Source organism: Streptomyces sp. NPDC058045 (genome assembly GCF_042885635.1).
GTDB lineage: Bacteria > Actinomycetota > Actinomycetes > Streptomycetales > Streptomycetaceae > Streptomyces.
In genome coordinates this window covers 1-13,656 of sequence record NZ_JBHVRR010000040.1, presented here as the reverse complement: position 1 = coordinate 13,656, position 13,656 = coordinate 1, and the positions used below count along the sequence as shown (strand labels likewise).

The following is a 13,656-nucleotide window of genomic DNA, read 5'->3' as shown; positions in this document are numbered from 1 at the left end:
CGGCCCAGTAGCCTGACCCCGTGGACCGATTCGAGCAACTGCGCAATCCGTCGTCGTGCTGGTGGCGTGCTCTCAGGTCGGTCCGCCGCTTCCGGCAGGAACCGGGAACGGCGGACCTGCGCCCCCACGCCCCCCTGGTGAACGCCATCATGGAACAGCGCGCGACCCTCCGAGACCTGGGCGACGAAGCCCTGGCCCAGCGCGCCCGACACACCAGCCGGATGAACCCCGCCGCCGACGCCGACCTGACCCGATTCCTCGCCGTCGCAAGTGAGTTGGCACGACGACAGCTCGGCCTCGAACCCTTCGCCCCGCAGTTGCTGGCCGCGGTCGCCATGCTCCGCGGCAACGTGGTGGACATGGCCACCGGCGAAGGCAAGACCCTCGTCGGATTCCTCACCGCCACCGGACTCGCGGTGACCGGCCGCCGTGTCCACGTCCTCTCCGCCAACGACTACCTCGCCGGCCGGGACGCCCACGCCGGAGCCCCCCTCCTCGCCTCCTTCGGCCTCACCTGCGCCGCCGTCACCGACTGTATGGACACCGACGAGCGACACACCGCCTACCGCGGTGACGTGGTGTACACCACCGCCCACCAAGTCGGCTTCGACCTCCTACGCGACCGCCAACGCACCCCGGGCACACCGAAGTTGGTACCAGAGCTCGACGCGGCACTCGTCGACGAGATCGACGCCGTACTCCTCGACGACGCCATGGTCCCCCTGGTGATCGCCGCGGACACCGAACCACTCCCCGAGGACACCCCCCTCAACGACGTGGTCGCCGCCATGACCGCCGGCACCCACTACGAGATCGACGGCGAAGGACGCAACGTCTCCTTCACCGACACAGGCCTCTCCCACCTGGAACACACCCTCGGCATCGACGACCTGTACAGCGAACAGCACACCGCACTGCTCACGGCCGCCCATGTGACGCTCCACGCCCACGCCCTGGTGGAACGCGACGTCCACTACATCGTCACCGACGGCCAGGTACGACTCGTCAACGACGCCCGCGGCAGAGTCGCGGACCGTCAACGCTGGCCCGACGGTCTGCACACCGCCATCGAACGCAAAGAAGGCCTCGAACCCACCGGACAGGCCGAAGTCCTCGACCAGATGCTGGTGGAGAACCTCGCCCGCTCCTACCGCACCCTCACCGGCATGAGCGGCACCGCCCTGGAAGCAGCCGAACGCCTCGCCGAGGACCTCGACCTGCGCACCGGAGCCATCCCCACCCACCGGCCCTGCGTCCGCGTCGACACCCCCGACCAACTCCACCTCACCACCGAACAACGCGACACCGCGGCAGCCCGACGAGTACGCGCGGAACACGCCACCGGCCGCCCCGTACTCATCGGCACCGCGAGCGTGGCCGACTCCGAACGCTTCGCCGCCCTCCTGACCCGGGAAGGCCTCACCCCCACGGTGCTGAACGCCAAGAACGACGCCGCCGAAGCCGAGATCATCGCCCGCGCCGGCGAACGAGGAGCCGTCACCGTCTCCACCCAGATGGCCGGCCGCGGCGTCGACATCCAACTCGCCCCCGACACCGCCGAGTTGGGCGGACTGCTGGTACTCGGGCTCGGCCGATACGACTCCGCCCGCCTCGACCGCCAACTCCGCGGCCGATCAGGAAGACAGGGCGACCCGGGCCGCACACAGTTCTACACCAGCACCCAGGACGACGTCCTGACCGAACACCTCATCGTCCGGCACACCCCACGCTCCGTCGACCCCCAAGGCCGCGTCAGCGACGCCAAGTTCCACCGGCTCTACGCCCACGCGCAACGAGTCGCCGAGGGAAAACTCCTCCAACTCCACCGCACCACCCGCCGATACCACACCACCACCGAACAACACCGCACCACCGTCCTCGACACCAGAGAACGCATCCTCACCGACCCCGACGCACTCACCGCATACCTCACCCCCCTCTGGCCCGACCACCCCGACCGTGTCTCCACCTGGACCACACCGCCTAGACGCCACCTCGCCACCGAAGTAGTCCTCCACCAACTCGACCGCGCCTGGGCCCGGCACCTCAACCTGCTCGCCGAAGTCCGCGAAATCATCCACCTGCGGGCACTCGGCCGCCAGAACCCCCTGGACGAATTCAACCGCATCGCCGACGACGCCTTCCGCACCCTGGGAACCGAGGCGGCAGACGCCGTCCGACACCTCCTCGACCACGCCCCCGAGGACGCCACCAGCCTCACCGACCTCGGCCTCCGACGCCCCTCGTCCACCTGGACCTACATGGTCACCGACAACCCCTTCGGCTCGGAAGCCGACCGCGTCCTCGCCTTCATCGGCAACGCACTACGCGGCGGCAAACCCCCCTCCGTCGGCTCCACCTGACCAACTCCCGCCCACCGCACCGAATTTGAGGACACCCCGACAACGACGCTTCGTTGACAGGTCCCTGCCATCCCGCACTACGGTTCCCCGAAGCGCCACGGCGTAGCGCAGGACGTCACCAACACGCGAACTGAGGAGAGGCCCGTGAGCGAGACACGACACCAGCGCAACCCAGGAAGCACCCCACTCCTACGCGCCGCACTCGCCACCACCCTCGCCCTCACCGCCTCCCTCGCCCTCACCACCACCGTCGCCGCCACCACCGACCAACCACCACCAGCGGCGAACACCACGAACACCCTCACCACGGCGTCCGCCTCCTCCTTCCCTCTCGCCGACCCCGACACCGTCCGAGGCAAGAACGGCACCTACGTCACCTACGGCACCACCACCCCGGCAGGCCGCGGCAAACGCTGCAACCACGCCACCGGCAAACTCCACGTACCCGTCCTCGTCCACGGATCCGGCAACACCGTAGGCATGACCAACTGCGCCTCAGGCGACGCGCTCCCCGGCGGCCCCGGCGCTTGGGCCCAACCGGGCAGCGCCATTTGGGCACCCGGAGTCACCCGCTACGGCAACCGCTACTTCATGTTCTACACAGCGACCCGCAAGCACTCCGGCCAGAAATGCATCGGCCGCGCCATAGCCGCCTCCGCCCGTGGCCCGTTCCGCAACGCCGGCCTGTGGGCCTGCCCACCCGGCGGCCGATGGGCCATCGACGCCAACCCCTTCGTCAGCGGCAGTACCCTGTACGTCACCTACCGGGACGACGCCATCACCTCGGGCGCGGAGACCGGCATCTCCACCGTCCGCATCGACCGCCAGGGCAACGCCCGCTGGCGGACCCGCCGCGACATCCTCAAAAGCACCGACATCACCTGGGACACCCGAAAAACCAACAGCGCCACCCACGTCATCGAAAACCCCTCGATGTGGCGCTCCAACGGCCACTGGTACGTCATGTACTCCGGCAACAACTGGGACAGCGCCCGCTACGCCACCGGCATCGCCTCCTGCGGCACCACACCCCTGCCCAACTCCCGCTGCACACCGATCCGTCGCGGCGTACAACGCCCCTACTTCGGCTTCAGCGGCGCCGCCGGCATCAACCCGTACAAGAGCCTCCCCCAAAACCACCGCGGCCCCGGCGGCATGGACGTCTTCCCCGCCGCCGACGGCACCCCACGAGTGGTCTGGCACTGGTGGACCGGCAGCACCCGCCACCCCATGACCGGCGTACTGCACCTAGGCGCTGACGGCTTCTCAGTCCGCTGACACCCGCCCACGGCCCCACCAACGCGAAAGGACACCCACCGCCATGGACATCAGCAGGAGGCGCGCCCTGGCACTCGGCGGCGGCGCCGTCCTCGGCGCCGCCACAACGCTGACGACATCCGGCCCCGCCGATGCCACCACCGGCTGGCACCGCCTCATCGTCATCACCGCCAACATCGGCCGCACCCACAAAGGCCAGCGCGAACGAGCCATCCGCGACGTCCGCCACGCCGTATCCCACAACGGGCAACTCGACAAGCCCCTCGTCGGCTGGCAGGAAATACGCGAAGGAGACGGCGACCGCCTGGAGCCCCGCTACATCAACCGCTACTTCGCCAACGCCTACCAGAACGCCTACGTACACCACGCCTACGCCCACCGGGTGCCGATGTCGATCCCCCGCGAATACACCATCCTCAAACGCCGAATCACCAAGGTCCACGGCGGCAAGTCCGGCGTCACACCCCACCGCGTCATCACCCAGGCACTACTGGAACGAGCCGACACCCCAGGACTGCGATTCGTCTTCGCCAACACCCACTACGTCGCCGGAGCCTGGAACGGCAAACACGACTCCCACGAGCAGTGGCGACGCAACATGTGGCAACTCCACTTCCGCAAACACCGCGACGAGGTTCTCACCTACTGGCGTGCACGCGGCTACCCGGTGATCTGGACCGGCGACGTGAACCGCACCTCGATGCCCCTCCTCCTCCCCGCCGAACAGCGCGCCTTCCCCCACGGACTCGACCAGATCGCCTGGACCCCCGGCACCAACGGCACCCAAATCCTCCTGAAACGAACCAAGACCATACCCATGCACATAGACACCCACAACGCCCGAGCCGCCATCCTCCACATCCGCCACACCTGAACGGCCATCAGGCCCCAGGCTCCTCCTCTACGGCCGGGGCCTGCTCTCGGGGGTAGGACACATGCTGGTGGACCATCACCCACTCCCCGTTTTCTCGGCGGAAGACCCGGGTGCCACGTGACCACTCCTCGGCGAGGGTGCCGTCAGGCATCTGTGCCGTCATGTGGTTCAGCCCCCAGGCGACCGCGAGGTCGTCCCGAACTACGACGTTCAACTCCGGCACTGTCCATGTGACCCGGCCAGGCGTCTGTTCGAGACCAGAGCGGCACATCGCACGAACCTCATCGACCCCGACGTACTCCAGGGGTGCCTCGTGTTCGTAGGAGACGACGTCGGGGGCGATGTGGCTCATGATCCCGTCAAGGTTCTTCGCCTCTGTGTCGGCGAACCAGCCTTCGTGGATATCGCGAACGGTCTCCTCGCCACCGAACCGATCAACTACATAGGTGAAGGAGTGGTGTTCGTGTTGCACAAGCCATTCATCGGCACGTTTCACCAGTCCGAGACTGAGGCGAAGACATTGGTCCGGGGCAGTGTTCAGGTCCTCGGGGCTCCCGCATCTCAGGAGGGCGATAGCGTAGGCCACGTCTGTGCCCGTCATGACATCGAGTTCCACGATTTCGAAGACAGCACCGGACGCAATCCATTCGAAGAAGCCAGGCCAGATTGCTCGATACTCGCTCAGACCGCGCACCCCGCGTTCGGGCGGCGGGACGTCGAACATCACGATGTCCTTCGCGTGCCGGGCAAGGACGCCTTCGAGGTCTCTCGCACGAATAGCGGTCACCCAACTCTCGATGAGTTCGCGGACCTGTTGCTCGTCGGTCTTGCCAGTCATGTCAGCCAGCTCCTTGATGCTCGGAGGTCCTTCACTTGTAGACCCCGACTGACACGACGACTCATCGCTCGAACCGAAATCGTCTCGCTAGTTCGCCGGGACCTGATGCGCGCCCACCGTCACCACGGGCCACGGGAGCGGACCGAATCCTCGCGCGTACACGTACTCCGGTGCGATGCACCCACGGCATCGCACTGAGGCGTGTGTAGTGCTCCCCCCGTACTCAAGCCGGTGAGAAACGACCACCCACCCCCTCTATAAGCCTTTTCTGCGGGAAATGCGGAAGCACACAGAACGCACCCCCAGGAGTAGGAGTGCGTTCTGTGTCCCGCGGGTGCTCGCGAAGCAGTTAGTGGTCGTCCCAGTGGCCCTCGTGAGCCGCATGACGGTGGCCGTCGTGCACGTAGTCCATGTGGTCACCGTGGGGAACCGCCACATGCCCGCAGCCTGCACCGTGTGCGTGGGGGTGCCCGGTGTGTTCCCGGTGCTCGTCCACCTCGCACTCATCCGCGTGGCCGTCGTGCTCACGGTGCAGATGCCCGTCGTGTACGTAGTCGACGTGATCGTCATGAGGAACCGCCACGTGGCCACAGCCCGCGCCATGCGTATGGTCGTGTCCGGGATGCGGCTGATGCTGCAAAGGTGTCGCCACTTCACTCATCTCCATGAATTCGGACCACCGCCCATTCGCGACGGCAGCTTCGAGCGTTCTCCCTTTTTCTACCCTCACGGACAACGCTGCCACGGAGAACACGCACCGGCAAACAGGCTAATTGCACCGCCTATCGATAATGATTCTCGATACTGAATCCGAGAATGCATTTCACCGGTTTCAGTGTGCGCACGGTCGACTCCGGGTCTACTGAGCCCTTTCCAACCTCCCGCGTCGGCTGGGCAGTTGGCCTGACGGACGGGTGAAGCCCCTGGTAGATGGGTTTTCGACCAAGAGAACCGTCTCCAACGATCAATACAGCTAGCGGATGCCGTGTTCGGGGTAGGGGCGGTCGTCGAGGATCCGCTGATACTCCATGCGGTGCAGGTCGACCGTGGCGTACCCGCCGGTCAGGATCAGCTCGGTCAGGCCGCGCCCGACACCAAGAGCGTGCATAAACCCATGGCCGGAAAATCCGGAGGCGACGTAGAAGTTGTCGAGGCGACCAGGCCCGTTGCCGAGGATCATATTGCCGTCGAAGCGGTTCTGGTCGTACAGGCCTGTCCAGGTGCGCTGCTCTGTCAGCACCCCGTGGTGGCGCAGCCGGTGGGCGAGGGCGGGAGCGACGCTGCGGGCGTAGTACGAGGAGTCAGGAGTGAAGTCTTCGCTGCCCCCCGCCGCGGGCTCCCGGTCACGCCCCGGGCTCGCGTCTTCTCGCCTGTCATACGGCGGGGCCGTCGCTGTTCTCGTTCTGCTGTTGCTCACGGCCCGGAGTGGGTTGTGTGGAACGTCTTCGGGGAGATCACCCGCGCCGATAGCGTGGCCGCGGGAGAGGTGGGGCCGATCGGGAGGGGGCAGGTGGGCATGGACGGCTTCGTTGCCGGGGCGAGGCCTGCGCGCGGGGAAGGGGCCGGGCGTTGACGTCCGGATGGCTTGTGACGGGTGCGGGTGGGCTGCTGGGCCGGCATCTCACTCGGCGGCTCGGGGACGAGCCTGTGAATGGCGAGCCTGTGATTGCGTTCGATCGCCGGAGCCTGGACATCACGGACGCGGATGCGCTGTAGAGGGCCTTCGCTCGTCACCGTCCCCGGATCGTCGTCAACTGCGCGGCCTGGACGGCCACTGAAGAAGCTGAGCGGCATCCGGATGTGGCTTGGCGGGTCAACGTGACGGGTACCCGCAACCTCGCCCGGGCCGCGTGCCGCCAGGGCGCGGTACTGCTCCACGTCTCCAGCGACTACGTGTTCTCCGGCACCGCCGGCAGCCCGTACCCGGAGGACGCCCCCACCGCCCCCTACAACATCTACGGCCGTACGAAGGCCGCCGCGGAACAGGAGGTCCTCGGCCTGCTCCCCGGTACGGGATACGCGGTGCGTACGGCGTGGCTGTACGGCTCCCGGGGACGCAATTTCGTGGACACCATGATCGGTCTGGAGAGCAGCCGGGAGACCGTACGGGTGGTCGACGACCAGTGCGGGCAGCCCACTTGGGCTGAGGACGTGGCCGGTCTGCTGGCGTGTCTGGGCCGGGGAGCGTACTCCGGCGCCGTGTCCCCGGGTGTCTACCACGCCACCAGCCGGGGGGAGGTCACCTGGCATGGCCTTGCCCAGGAGGTGTTCCGGCTTCTGGGCGCGGAACCTTCACGGGTGTTGCCCGTCACCAGTGAGGAGTTGGGCCTCGCGGCGCCCCGCCCCGCCTACAGCGCGCTCTCCCATGGCGGGCGGTGGGGCACCGGTGTCCGTCCCCTGCCGCACTGGCGCAGGGCGCTCCACGCCACTTTCCCGTCCCTTCTGGAAGCCCGCGCGGAAAGAAGCGGAACATCTGACGTTTGCTGACATCGGGCCTGCTGTGACGGGGGTTTAGGTCTTGATAGGCAGGTTTATCTGGTCTGATGCTTTGTGTTTCTGGTGGGATTTGAGGGTGCGAGGGGGTGAGATGGGGGTCTTTCTTAGGTTTTGTGGTGGGTGTCGGTTTGGGTGTTTCGGGGTGTTGAGTAGGGGTTTCTGGTGTGGCCGTGTAGAGGCCTGGTGGGGCGGGTGGTGGCCGTCTCGATGACGAACTCCTCGTCGTCAACGCTCAGTAGGCGGGGACGACATCCCGCCCACTGAGGGTCCAGACAGGCCAGCCCTGAGGTGCGGTTGGCTCTCGGCGAGGAAGTGTCTGCGGCGAGTCCCCACGAGTCACTCATGCCGTCCGGGAGCAGGGCCCGACCGACGACGGCCATGGTCCTGGTGGTTGAGACGGCCTTGGCGAGCTGTTGAGACACGGTATCAGGGGCCGCGAGTGCGACCCAGTGCGCGAATGCGGGAGTGGACCGTTGGTGGTCTGCGCGGGAGTGTCGGCAGTGGTTCGTCACGGAGGTGTCAGGAGGTTGGGGCGTTCAGCATCAAACCCCCGCGTTCCCACGCCATCGCGGGCTACACCTCCATCCCCTCCCGCGCTCGCCACCTGCACCCCCGCGCACCAACTCTGACCCCCGGTCCGGTCAGCGCGGAAACCGGCACCGGCCGGCGGCGGTCCGCGAACCCCCGTCGGCCGGTGCTGTGTTCACGCACGCGCGCTCAGACGCTCGTATTCAGGTTCTGGCTCTCAGCCGGAGCTCAGGCCTCCTCGTAGACCACCCAGACCTGGCCGCGGTCGAACGGCATGGGCTCGCCGTTCTCCTGCGTGAAGGTCGTGCCCGACTCCTCCGTCGGACGCTCCCACTTGGTCTTGTACGCCTTGCCGTCACGGAGCACCGTCGCCTCACCGCTTCCCACGGTCTTCTCGTACGGAGAGCCGGCGTCGTCCGCCGGCATGTCCACCTTCTGCACGACGACGGTCTTGCCGCCCAACTGCTCTCCGCCCGTGGTCTTGGCGGGTTCTCCGTCGAAGGAGGTGAGCCAGCGGTCCTCCTCCGCCGACCAGTTGAAGGTCGCCTTCGCTCCGCCGTAGTCGACTGTGCGCTCGTTCGTCTCCTCGCCGCCGTTCGGGGCGTCGTCGGCGAAGCGGAAGCCGATGTCCTTGCTCTTGCTGGCCTCCGGGGCCTGGGCGAGGACCTTGTCGGTGTGCATGTACAGGTTGTGCGGGGCCTCGTTGTCGCCGCCGCGGAAGTACCCGCCCGGGTAGTCGTCGTGGGAGACGCCGTGGAGGGGAGACTTCTTGATCATGTCGACGACGCCCTGCCGCGCGCCCGCGTAGGCGAGGATCGGACGGTCGAACATCCGCAGCTGCTCGACGTTGTACGCGCGGGCGCTGCGCACGGGGCCGATCCCTTCGGGGAACTGGCTGGAGAAGACCCCGAGCAGCCGGCTCAGGCCGCCCTCCACCTTCTCCATGAAGACGATGTCGGCCTTTTCCAGCTCGGTGTGCGGCCGGGCGTCCTTGTGGTTGTCGATCTTCACTGCCAGCACCGGGGCGGGATCGGCGGGCAGCCCCGTGAACGGCGAAGTGGCCTCGCGTGCCTGGGAGTTACGGTGCGACGTGTCCTTGCCGGGGGCGGACTGGGACGTGGACGCGTAGGACGCGCCCGCCGCACCGGCGGCCACCGCCATCACTGCCAGTGTCGCCAGCACACGCGTCGTCCTGCGTATGCGCATTCGTGCCGGCTTGCCCTCGGACGCCGATGGAGTGGTGCTGCCTCGCATGGAACTGCCTTCCGTCGTGGGGGGATTTGAAGCGCGCCCCCACTTCATATCCGCCGCACGGCGGCGTCAATACCGGGGTTACGGCTTCCGGTAAGGCTCGGCCGCGCGGCCCGGTGGTCCGCGCGGGAGCGTCAGCAGCGGTTCGGCACCGAGATGTCAGGGGATAGTGGCGTTCAGCCTGCTGTTCTGCACTGACAGTTGATGACGAACGGGGCTGATGCGAGTGACGAACTCTATGGGTGTGTGGTGCGGTTCTCGTTGAAGTGCTTGTCAGGTTCGCTGCTTCAGCACCTGGTGAGCTGCTCGTGCTCGGGCAGATCGAGGTGAGTGATCCGGCCCCGGGGCAGGACGGGGCGAGTTCGCGTGCCTCCTGGGCGCTGCGCGCCAGGACCCGTTCCTCGCGAGCGCGGGGCAGGCGGCGACGAGATCGTGGCACGGCCGCACGATCCCGTACAGCGTCCGCCGCTTGCCGGGCACGTGGACCGGAACGCCGCGGGCGTACTGCGACCACATCACCGGCTTCTCCGGGATCTCCACCCGCAGACCCGACTCGCGCGAGGCGTACTCGGCGACAGCGGCGAACAGCTCGTTCTGCTGCTGCGGCGACAGCCGGCCCCACCACGCCCTCGCCGTCTCCAGCGCCTGGTGCCGCGCCAGACGTGGCCTCGCGCTGCAATTCCTCGGCACCCGCCCCCACCTCGTCTGGTACCTCCCCACCCTCGCAGACTCCACCGCCACCGGCGGCAACCGCACCCTCCTCGGCCTTCCACGCACGCTCCTTCTCTTCCACCTCCCTCTACCTCGCCTCCCGCTCCGCCCGCGCAGCTTCCTGCTGCTGCCGCACCACCTCGTGCCGGTCCTGATCGGCGATCGACTTCCGCGACGTCCACCAATGATCCCGCCAGAACCGCCGCTGCTCACCGCCGACCACCCGGTAGACCCCCCCTGTACCGGGGCAGCACCTCAGCCGGAGTGAGCTGCCCCTCCAACGCCCAGCGCACGAACCGCTCCAAACGTCTGCTCCCGGAACTCCCACCGCCCGCTGTGGAAGAAGAACCCGGCGAGCCCGTCGTCCACCACCCATGGCTAATCCCGCTCCTGCGGAGCCCTGACCCGGACGGCAGGCACTGCGCTCATCCACTGCGACGGCCGCGCGCCCGGATCCACCCAGTACACCCGGATCCCCTCCTCGGCGTACCGGTCGGTGCGGGCCGACTACGAAAACCGGCGGGGGCACCGGCCGGGGGAGCGGGCCGACTACGCGCTGGACCGGCAGGCCGCCGACCGGACCCACTTGCCCAAGCGGAAGGTGCTGCTGTCGCTGACCGAGCTGCGCGTGAGGATGTTCTCGGTCAAGCGGATGATGGTCTGGGCGATGCAAGGGAAGGCCAGGCAGGCGCCGTCGCCGTTGCACAGGACCTCCAGCAGCAGTCGCCCGAGCGCCGCCGCCATGAAGGAGTGGGCGCACGGCTCCCCGTCACAGTCGTCCACAGCGGTGACCGGGATGAAGACGCGCGCGGCGACGTCCAGGAGCAGTTGGCGCATCTTTGGGCCCGTGGCGTGGCGACCGCGCCGGCGGTGTCGATGTCGTGTGGGCCTGCATCGCCCGGATGTAGGCGAAGGCGGTGGCGACGTCTTCCGGCTCCATCGGGGCGAGCGGCGCGGTGACGATGTTCTCGGGCATGGGTGACTCTTCATCTTCGAGGCCGCCTCGAAGATCGCGGCGGCCTCGAAGACACTCTCGAACCGCGGCCCTGTGGACAGCGTCCGGCCGCCGCAGGAGAGAACTCTCCCTCCTCCAGGTTGATCACGATGCGGTCACGACGGAGGGGTTTTCCAGGCCGGCGTCACACGGAGCCTGAATTCCACACCTGTACGAAGTGAACGGCGGCAGTAGGCCCGCCCCACCGTGCAGGAGCACCCCGTGACCCCAGACGACTCTGAGCAGCCCCTTGACCGGACCGGAGAGGCCCCCTCCGCGGACCCCTCCATCACCCCCTCCGCGCCCGGCGCTCAGCGACCGGGCGTTTCCGCAGGTCAGGCACTGCGGGCAGGAGGTCGTCGCAGGTCCGGCAACCCTCATGTGAATGTAGCAAGGCGTCCCAAGCACCGGAGGACTTCGACCGGACCTCGACGCCGGGAACTCCTTCAAGCACTGTGGATCTTCCAGAGGGCTACGCCCTACCAGCTCTGGAAGCTGACCCGTCCGGACAACAAGCACGACCGGCTCACGCGGGACAACCTCCTGGATCTGGAGGACCACCCGCTGGTGAGGATCGAGTCGGTGCAGGAGGACAAGCGGCAGGTGTGGGTGCTGACGAAGCGCGGACGCGGCGAGGCGAGGCAGCTGCTGGAGCCGAAGGGCATACGGGTCTCGGTGCTGCGCAAGCAGGAGTACGCCCCGGACACCGGGGAGCTGCTCGGCACCGGCTACGACGACCACGCCGCGGCGGTCACCTTGACGGCCGCCGAACTCCACCGCGCCGGGATCGGCCACCGGCTCGGCTTCCAGACGGAGATCGGGCACCGGCTCCGCACCGGCTACGTGCAGCGGGCGGACCTGGTGGTGCGGGAGCCGTAGGCCGGGGTGCCGGTGCTGCTGCTGGAGATCGACCGCCGTACCGAGGACGCGCACGACCTGGTCGCCAAGCTGCGCCGGTACTGGGAGTGGGGCCGGCTGCTGCCGAAGGACGCGGACAAGCGCACCGTGGACCTGGTCCGCTCCCGGCCGGACGCCGTCGACCAGGTCGTCGACCACGAGAAGCGGCTGTGGCGGCGGGTCTACCCGCCCACCGGCCGGGAGGGCCTGGTGCCGGTGGCGTTCGTGTTCGCGGACACCACCGAGGCGAAGGTCGCCAACACGATCGCCGTGCTGGAGGAGGCCGGCCGCCGCTACTGGGCACCACGCCGGTACCAGAGCCTCAACTCGGAGGCGATCACGGCGAAGGACTACAGCCGGGTGGTGCGCGTCGTCGTCACCACCCTGGAGCAGCTTCTGGAGCACGGCGCGGGTGCGGCGGTGTGGCGGCGGCTGGGACGGATGGGCGATCAGACGCTGACGGCCGCGCTCAACAACCCCGACGGCGACGACCTCTACCGCGACCAAGAGGCCCGCGCCAACACGGAGGGCCAGCGGCGCCGTGCCGCTGAGTGGGAGGCACAGCGCCCCGTGTGCAAGCGGTGCGGACAGAAGTTCACGGACCAGCGCTGGGAGGAGACCACCGCGCATCGGAGGGCCTGGGGTGCCGGTGACGTGTCCGTGTGCGGCGCCTGCCAGGCCGCTGATGTCGCCCGCGAGGAGGCCGCTGCCGAAGCCGCCCGCCTCCAGGCCACCGCACCGCTGGAGCTGGAGGATGACCAGGAGCCGGGCCGGGGCCGCGGCTGGTTCCGCCGGCGGCCCTGACGACGCCCTCCGCACCCGGGAGCGACCACCGGCTGTAGTTGCCACCAGGAAGACGGATCTTGGCCACTCTGATCTACCGGCGCCGGAGAATCAGAACTGGAGGTGACCGCGGTGGCCAACGTGGACACCTGGCAGCCTGCCGACGTACGGCAGGCCGAGAACCAGCGCGCGTATCGTGCCTGGATCACCGAGCAGGGCGACAAGATGCGCTCCAAGGGCATCGACACCTCCCCCCCCCCGCGGCTCCCGGCCGCGGGGGTACTGCCCGCATTGCGGCGGCGACCTGTTTTACTGCGTCACCAAGGCCACTACCACGTTGGCGGAAACGAACGGCGTACGTCATCGACTACAAGGGACCGGCGCCCGCGCCAGGACGACCGAGTAGATGACGACCGCTCCCTCAACTCTTCGGGCACTCAGGGGCCTTGTGTGATGCGGTCAGCGGCAGCGGTGGCTCACCGGGGGTCGGCTACCGGCACCAGCCCCGTGAACAAAATCCGAACACGGCGTCAGAGGCGGGGCTCACACTAGGGCCTGTGTGATGTCGTGATCAATCTTGCCGACCCGGGTTCCTCGGGAAGGGGGATCCGGTAGGAAAGACGATCGTGACACGCAGGCAACT

11 protein-coding genes and 2 pseudogenes are annotated in these 13,656 nt (G+C 67.9%); 7 read left to right on the top strand and 6 right to left on the bottom strand.

Features of this window, described 5'->3' with window-relative positions; all coding sequences use genetic code 11:
- The first annotated feature begins 20 nt into the window (after window positions 1–20).
- The 3 genes from secA2 (at window position 21) to ACFVST_RS22065 (ending at window position 4,515) form a co-directional block, all read left to right on the top strand.
- A complete protein-coding gene (gene secA2 / locus ACFVST_RS22075) occupies window positions 21–2,363 on the top strand; it encodes an accessory Sec system translocase SecA2 (protein ID WP_390154602.1) in 2,343 nt (780 codons plus the stop codon).
- Window positions 2,364–2,507: 144 nt separating this feature from the next.
- Window positions 2,508–3,641 (top strand): family 43 glycosylhydrolase, encoded by a 1,134-nt coding sequence (locus ACFVST_RS22070; RefSeq protein ID WP_390154600.1) that lies wholly within the window; start codon window positions 2,508–2,510, stop codon window positions 3,639–3,641.
- 43 nt (window positions 3,642–3,684) lie between these two features.
- The gene (locus ACFVST_RS22065) at window positions 3,685–4,515 is read left to right on the top strand and encodes a hypothetical protein (protein WP_390154597.1); all 831 of its coding nucleotides are present in this window, start codon (window positions 3,685–3,687) and stop codon (window positions 4,513–4,515) included.
- 7 nt (window positions 4,516–4,522) lie between these two features.
- Here ACFVST_RS22065 and ACFVST_RS22060 read toward each other — a convergent pair whose 3' ends face one another.
- From ACFVST_RS22060 to ACFVST_RS22050, 3 genes are all read right to left on the bottom strand, one after another.
- Window positions 4,523–5,353 (bottom strand): YybH family protein, encoded by an 831-nt coding sequence (locus tag ACFVST_RS22060; protein ID WP_390154594.1) that lies wholly within the window; start codon window positions 5,351–5,353, stop codon window positions 4,523–4,525.
- Window positions 5,354–5,702: 349 nt separating this feature from the next.
- Window positions 5,703–6,014 carry a hypothetical protein gene (locus ACFVST_RS22055; protein ID WP_390154671.1) on the bottom strand — a complete coding sequence of 104 codons (312 nt, stop codon included), beginning with the start codon at window positions 6,012–6,014 and terminating at the stop codon, window positions 5,703–5,705.
- A 312-nt stretch (window positions 6,015–6,326) separates the two neighbouring features.
- Window positions 6,327–6,863 carry an FAD-dependent oxidoreductase gene (locus tag ACFVST_RS22050; RefSeq protein ID WP_390154668.1) on the bottom strand — a complete coding sequence of 179 codons (537 nt, stop codon included), beginning with the start codon at window positions 6,861–6,863 and terminating at the stop codon, window positions 6,327–6,329.
- A gap of 59 nt (window positions 6,864–6,922) precedes the next feature.
- Here ACFVST_RS22050 and rfbD point away from each other — a divergent pair.
- Window positions 6,923–7,840: pseudogene (gene rfbD, locus ACFVST_RS22045) on the top strand (dTDP-4-dehydrorhamnose reductase).
- A gap of 191 nt (window positions 7,841–8,031) precedes the next feature.
- Here the strand turns inward: rfbD and ACFVST_RS22040 are convergent.
- Both ACFVST_RS22040 and ACFVST_RS22035 read right to left on the bottom strand, forming a co-directional pair.
- Window positions 8,032–8,133: pseudogene (locus tag ACFVST_RS22040) on the bottom strand (helix-turn-helix domain-containing protein); the annotation flags it as partial.
- A gap of 472 nt (window positions 8,134–8,605) precedes the next feature.
- Window positions 8,606–9,559, bottom strand: a complete 954-nt coding sequence (locus ACFVST_RS22035; RefSeq protein WP_390154592.1) for a DUF3048 domain-containing protein — start codon at window positions 9,557–9,559, stop codon at window positions 8,606–8,608.
- 538 nt (window positions 9,560–10,097) lie between these two features.
- Between ACFVST_RS22035 and ACFVST_RS22030 the strand changes: the two genes are divergently transcribed.
- Window positions 10,098–10,607, top strand: coding sequence for a hypothetical protein (locus tag ACFVST_RS22030; protein WP_390154679.1), 510 nt, complete (start codon window positions 10,098–10,100; stop codon window positions 10,605–10,607).
- 281 nt (window positions 10,608–10,888) lie between these two features.
- Here ACFVST_RS22030 and ACFVST_RS22025 read toward each other — a convergent pair whose 3' ends face one another.
- On the bottom strand, window positions 10,889–11,176 hold the full coding sequence (locus tag ACFVST_RS22025; protein WP_390154589.1) for a hypothetical protein: 288 nt from the start codon (window positions 11,174–11,176) through the stop codon (window positions 10,889–10,891).
- A gap of 538 nt (window positions 11,177–11,714) precedes the next feature.
- Between ACFVST_RS22025 and ACFVST_RS22020 the strand changes: the two genes are divergently transcribed.
- Both ACFVST_RS22020 and ACFVST_RS22015 read left to right on the top strand, forming a co-directional pair.
- Window positions 11,715–12,212, top strand: a complete 498-nt coding sequence (locus tag ACFVST_RS22020) for a hypothetical protein (RefSeq protein WP_390154587.1) — start codon at window positions 11,715–11,717, stop codon at window positions 12,210–12,212.
- A gap of 6 nt (window positions 12,213–12,218) precedes the next feature.
- A complete protein-coding gene (locus ACFVST_RS22015; RefSeq protein ID WP_390154584.1) occupies window positions 12,219–13,034 on the top strand; it encodes a hypothetical protein in 816 nt (271 codons plus the stop codon).
- Window positions 13,035–13,656: the final 622 nt, after the last annotated feature.

Excerpts from the sequence above, each read along its gene's own strand:
- ACFVST_RS22065 (WP_390154597.1), top strand. The coding sequence starts at position 3,685 with ATGGACATCAGCAGGAGGCGCGCCCTGGCACTCGGCGGCGGCGCCGTC.
- ACFVST_RS22060 (WP_390154594.1), bottom strand. The coding sequence starts at position 5,353 with ATGACTGGCAAGACCGACGAGCAACAGGTCCGCGAACTCATCGAGAGT.
- ACFVST_RS22055 (WP_390154671.1), bottom strand. The coding sequence starts at position 6,014 with ATGAGTGAAGTGGCGACACCTTTGCAGCATCAGCCGCATCCCGGACAC.
- ACFVST_RS22025 (WP_390154589.1), bottom strand. The coding sequence starts at position 11,176 with ATGCGCCAACTGCTCCTGGACGTCGCCGCGCGCGTCTTCATCCCGGTC.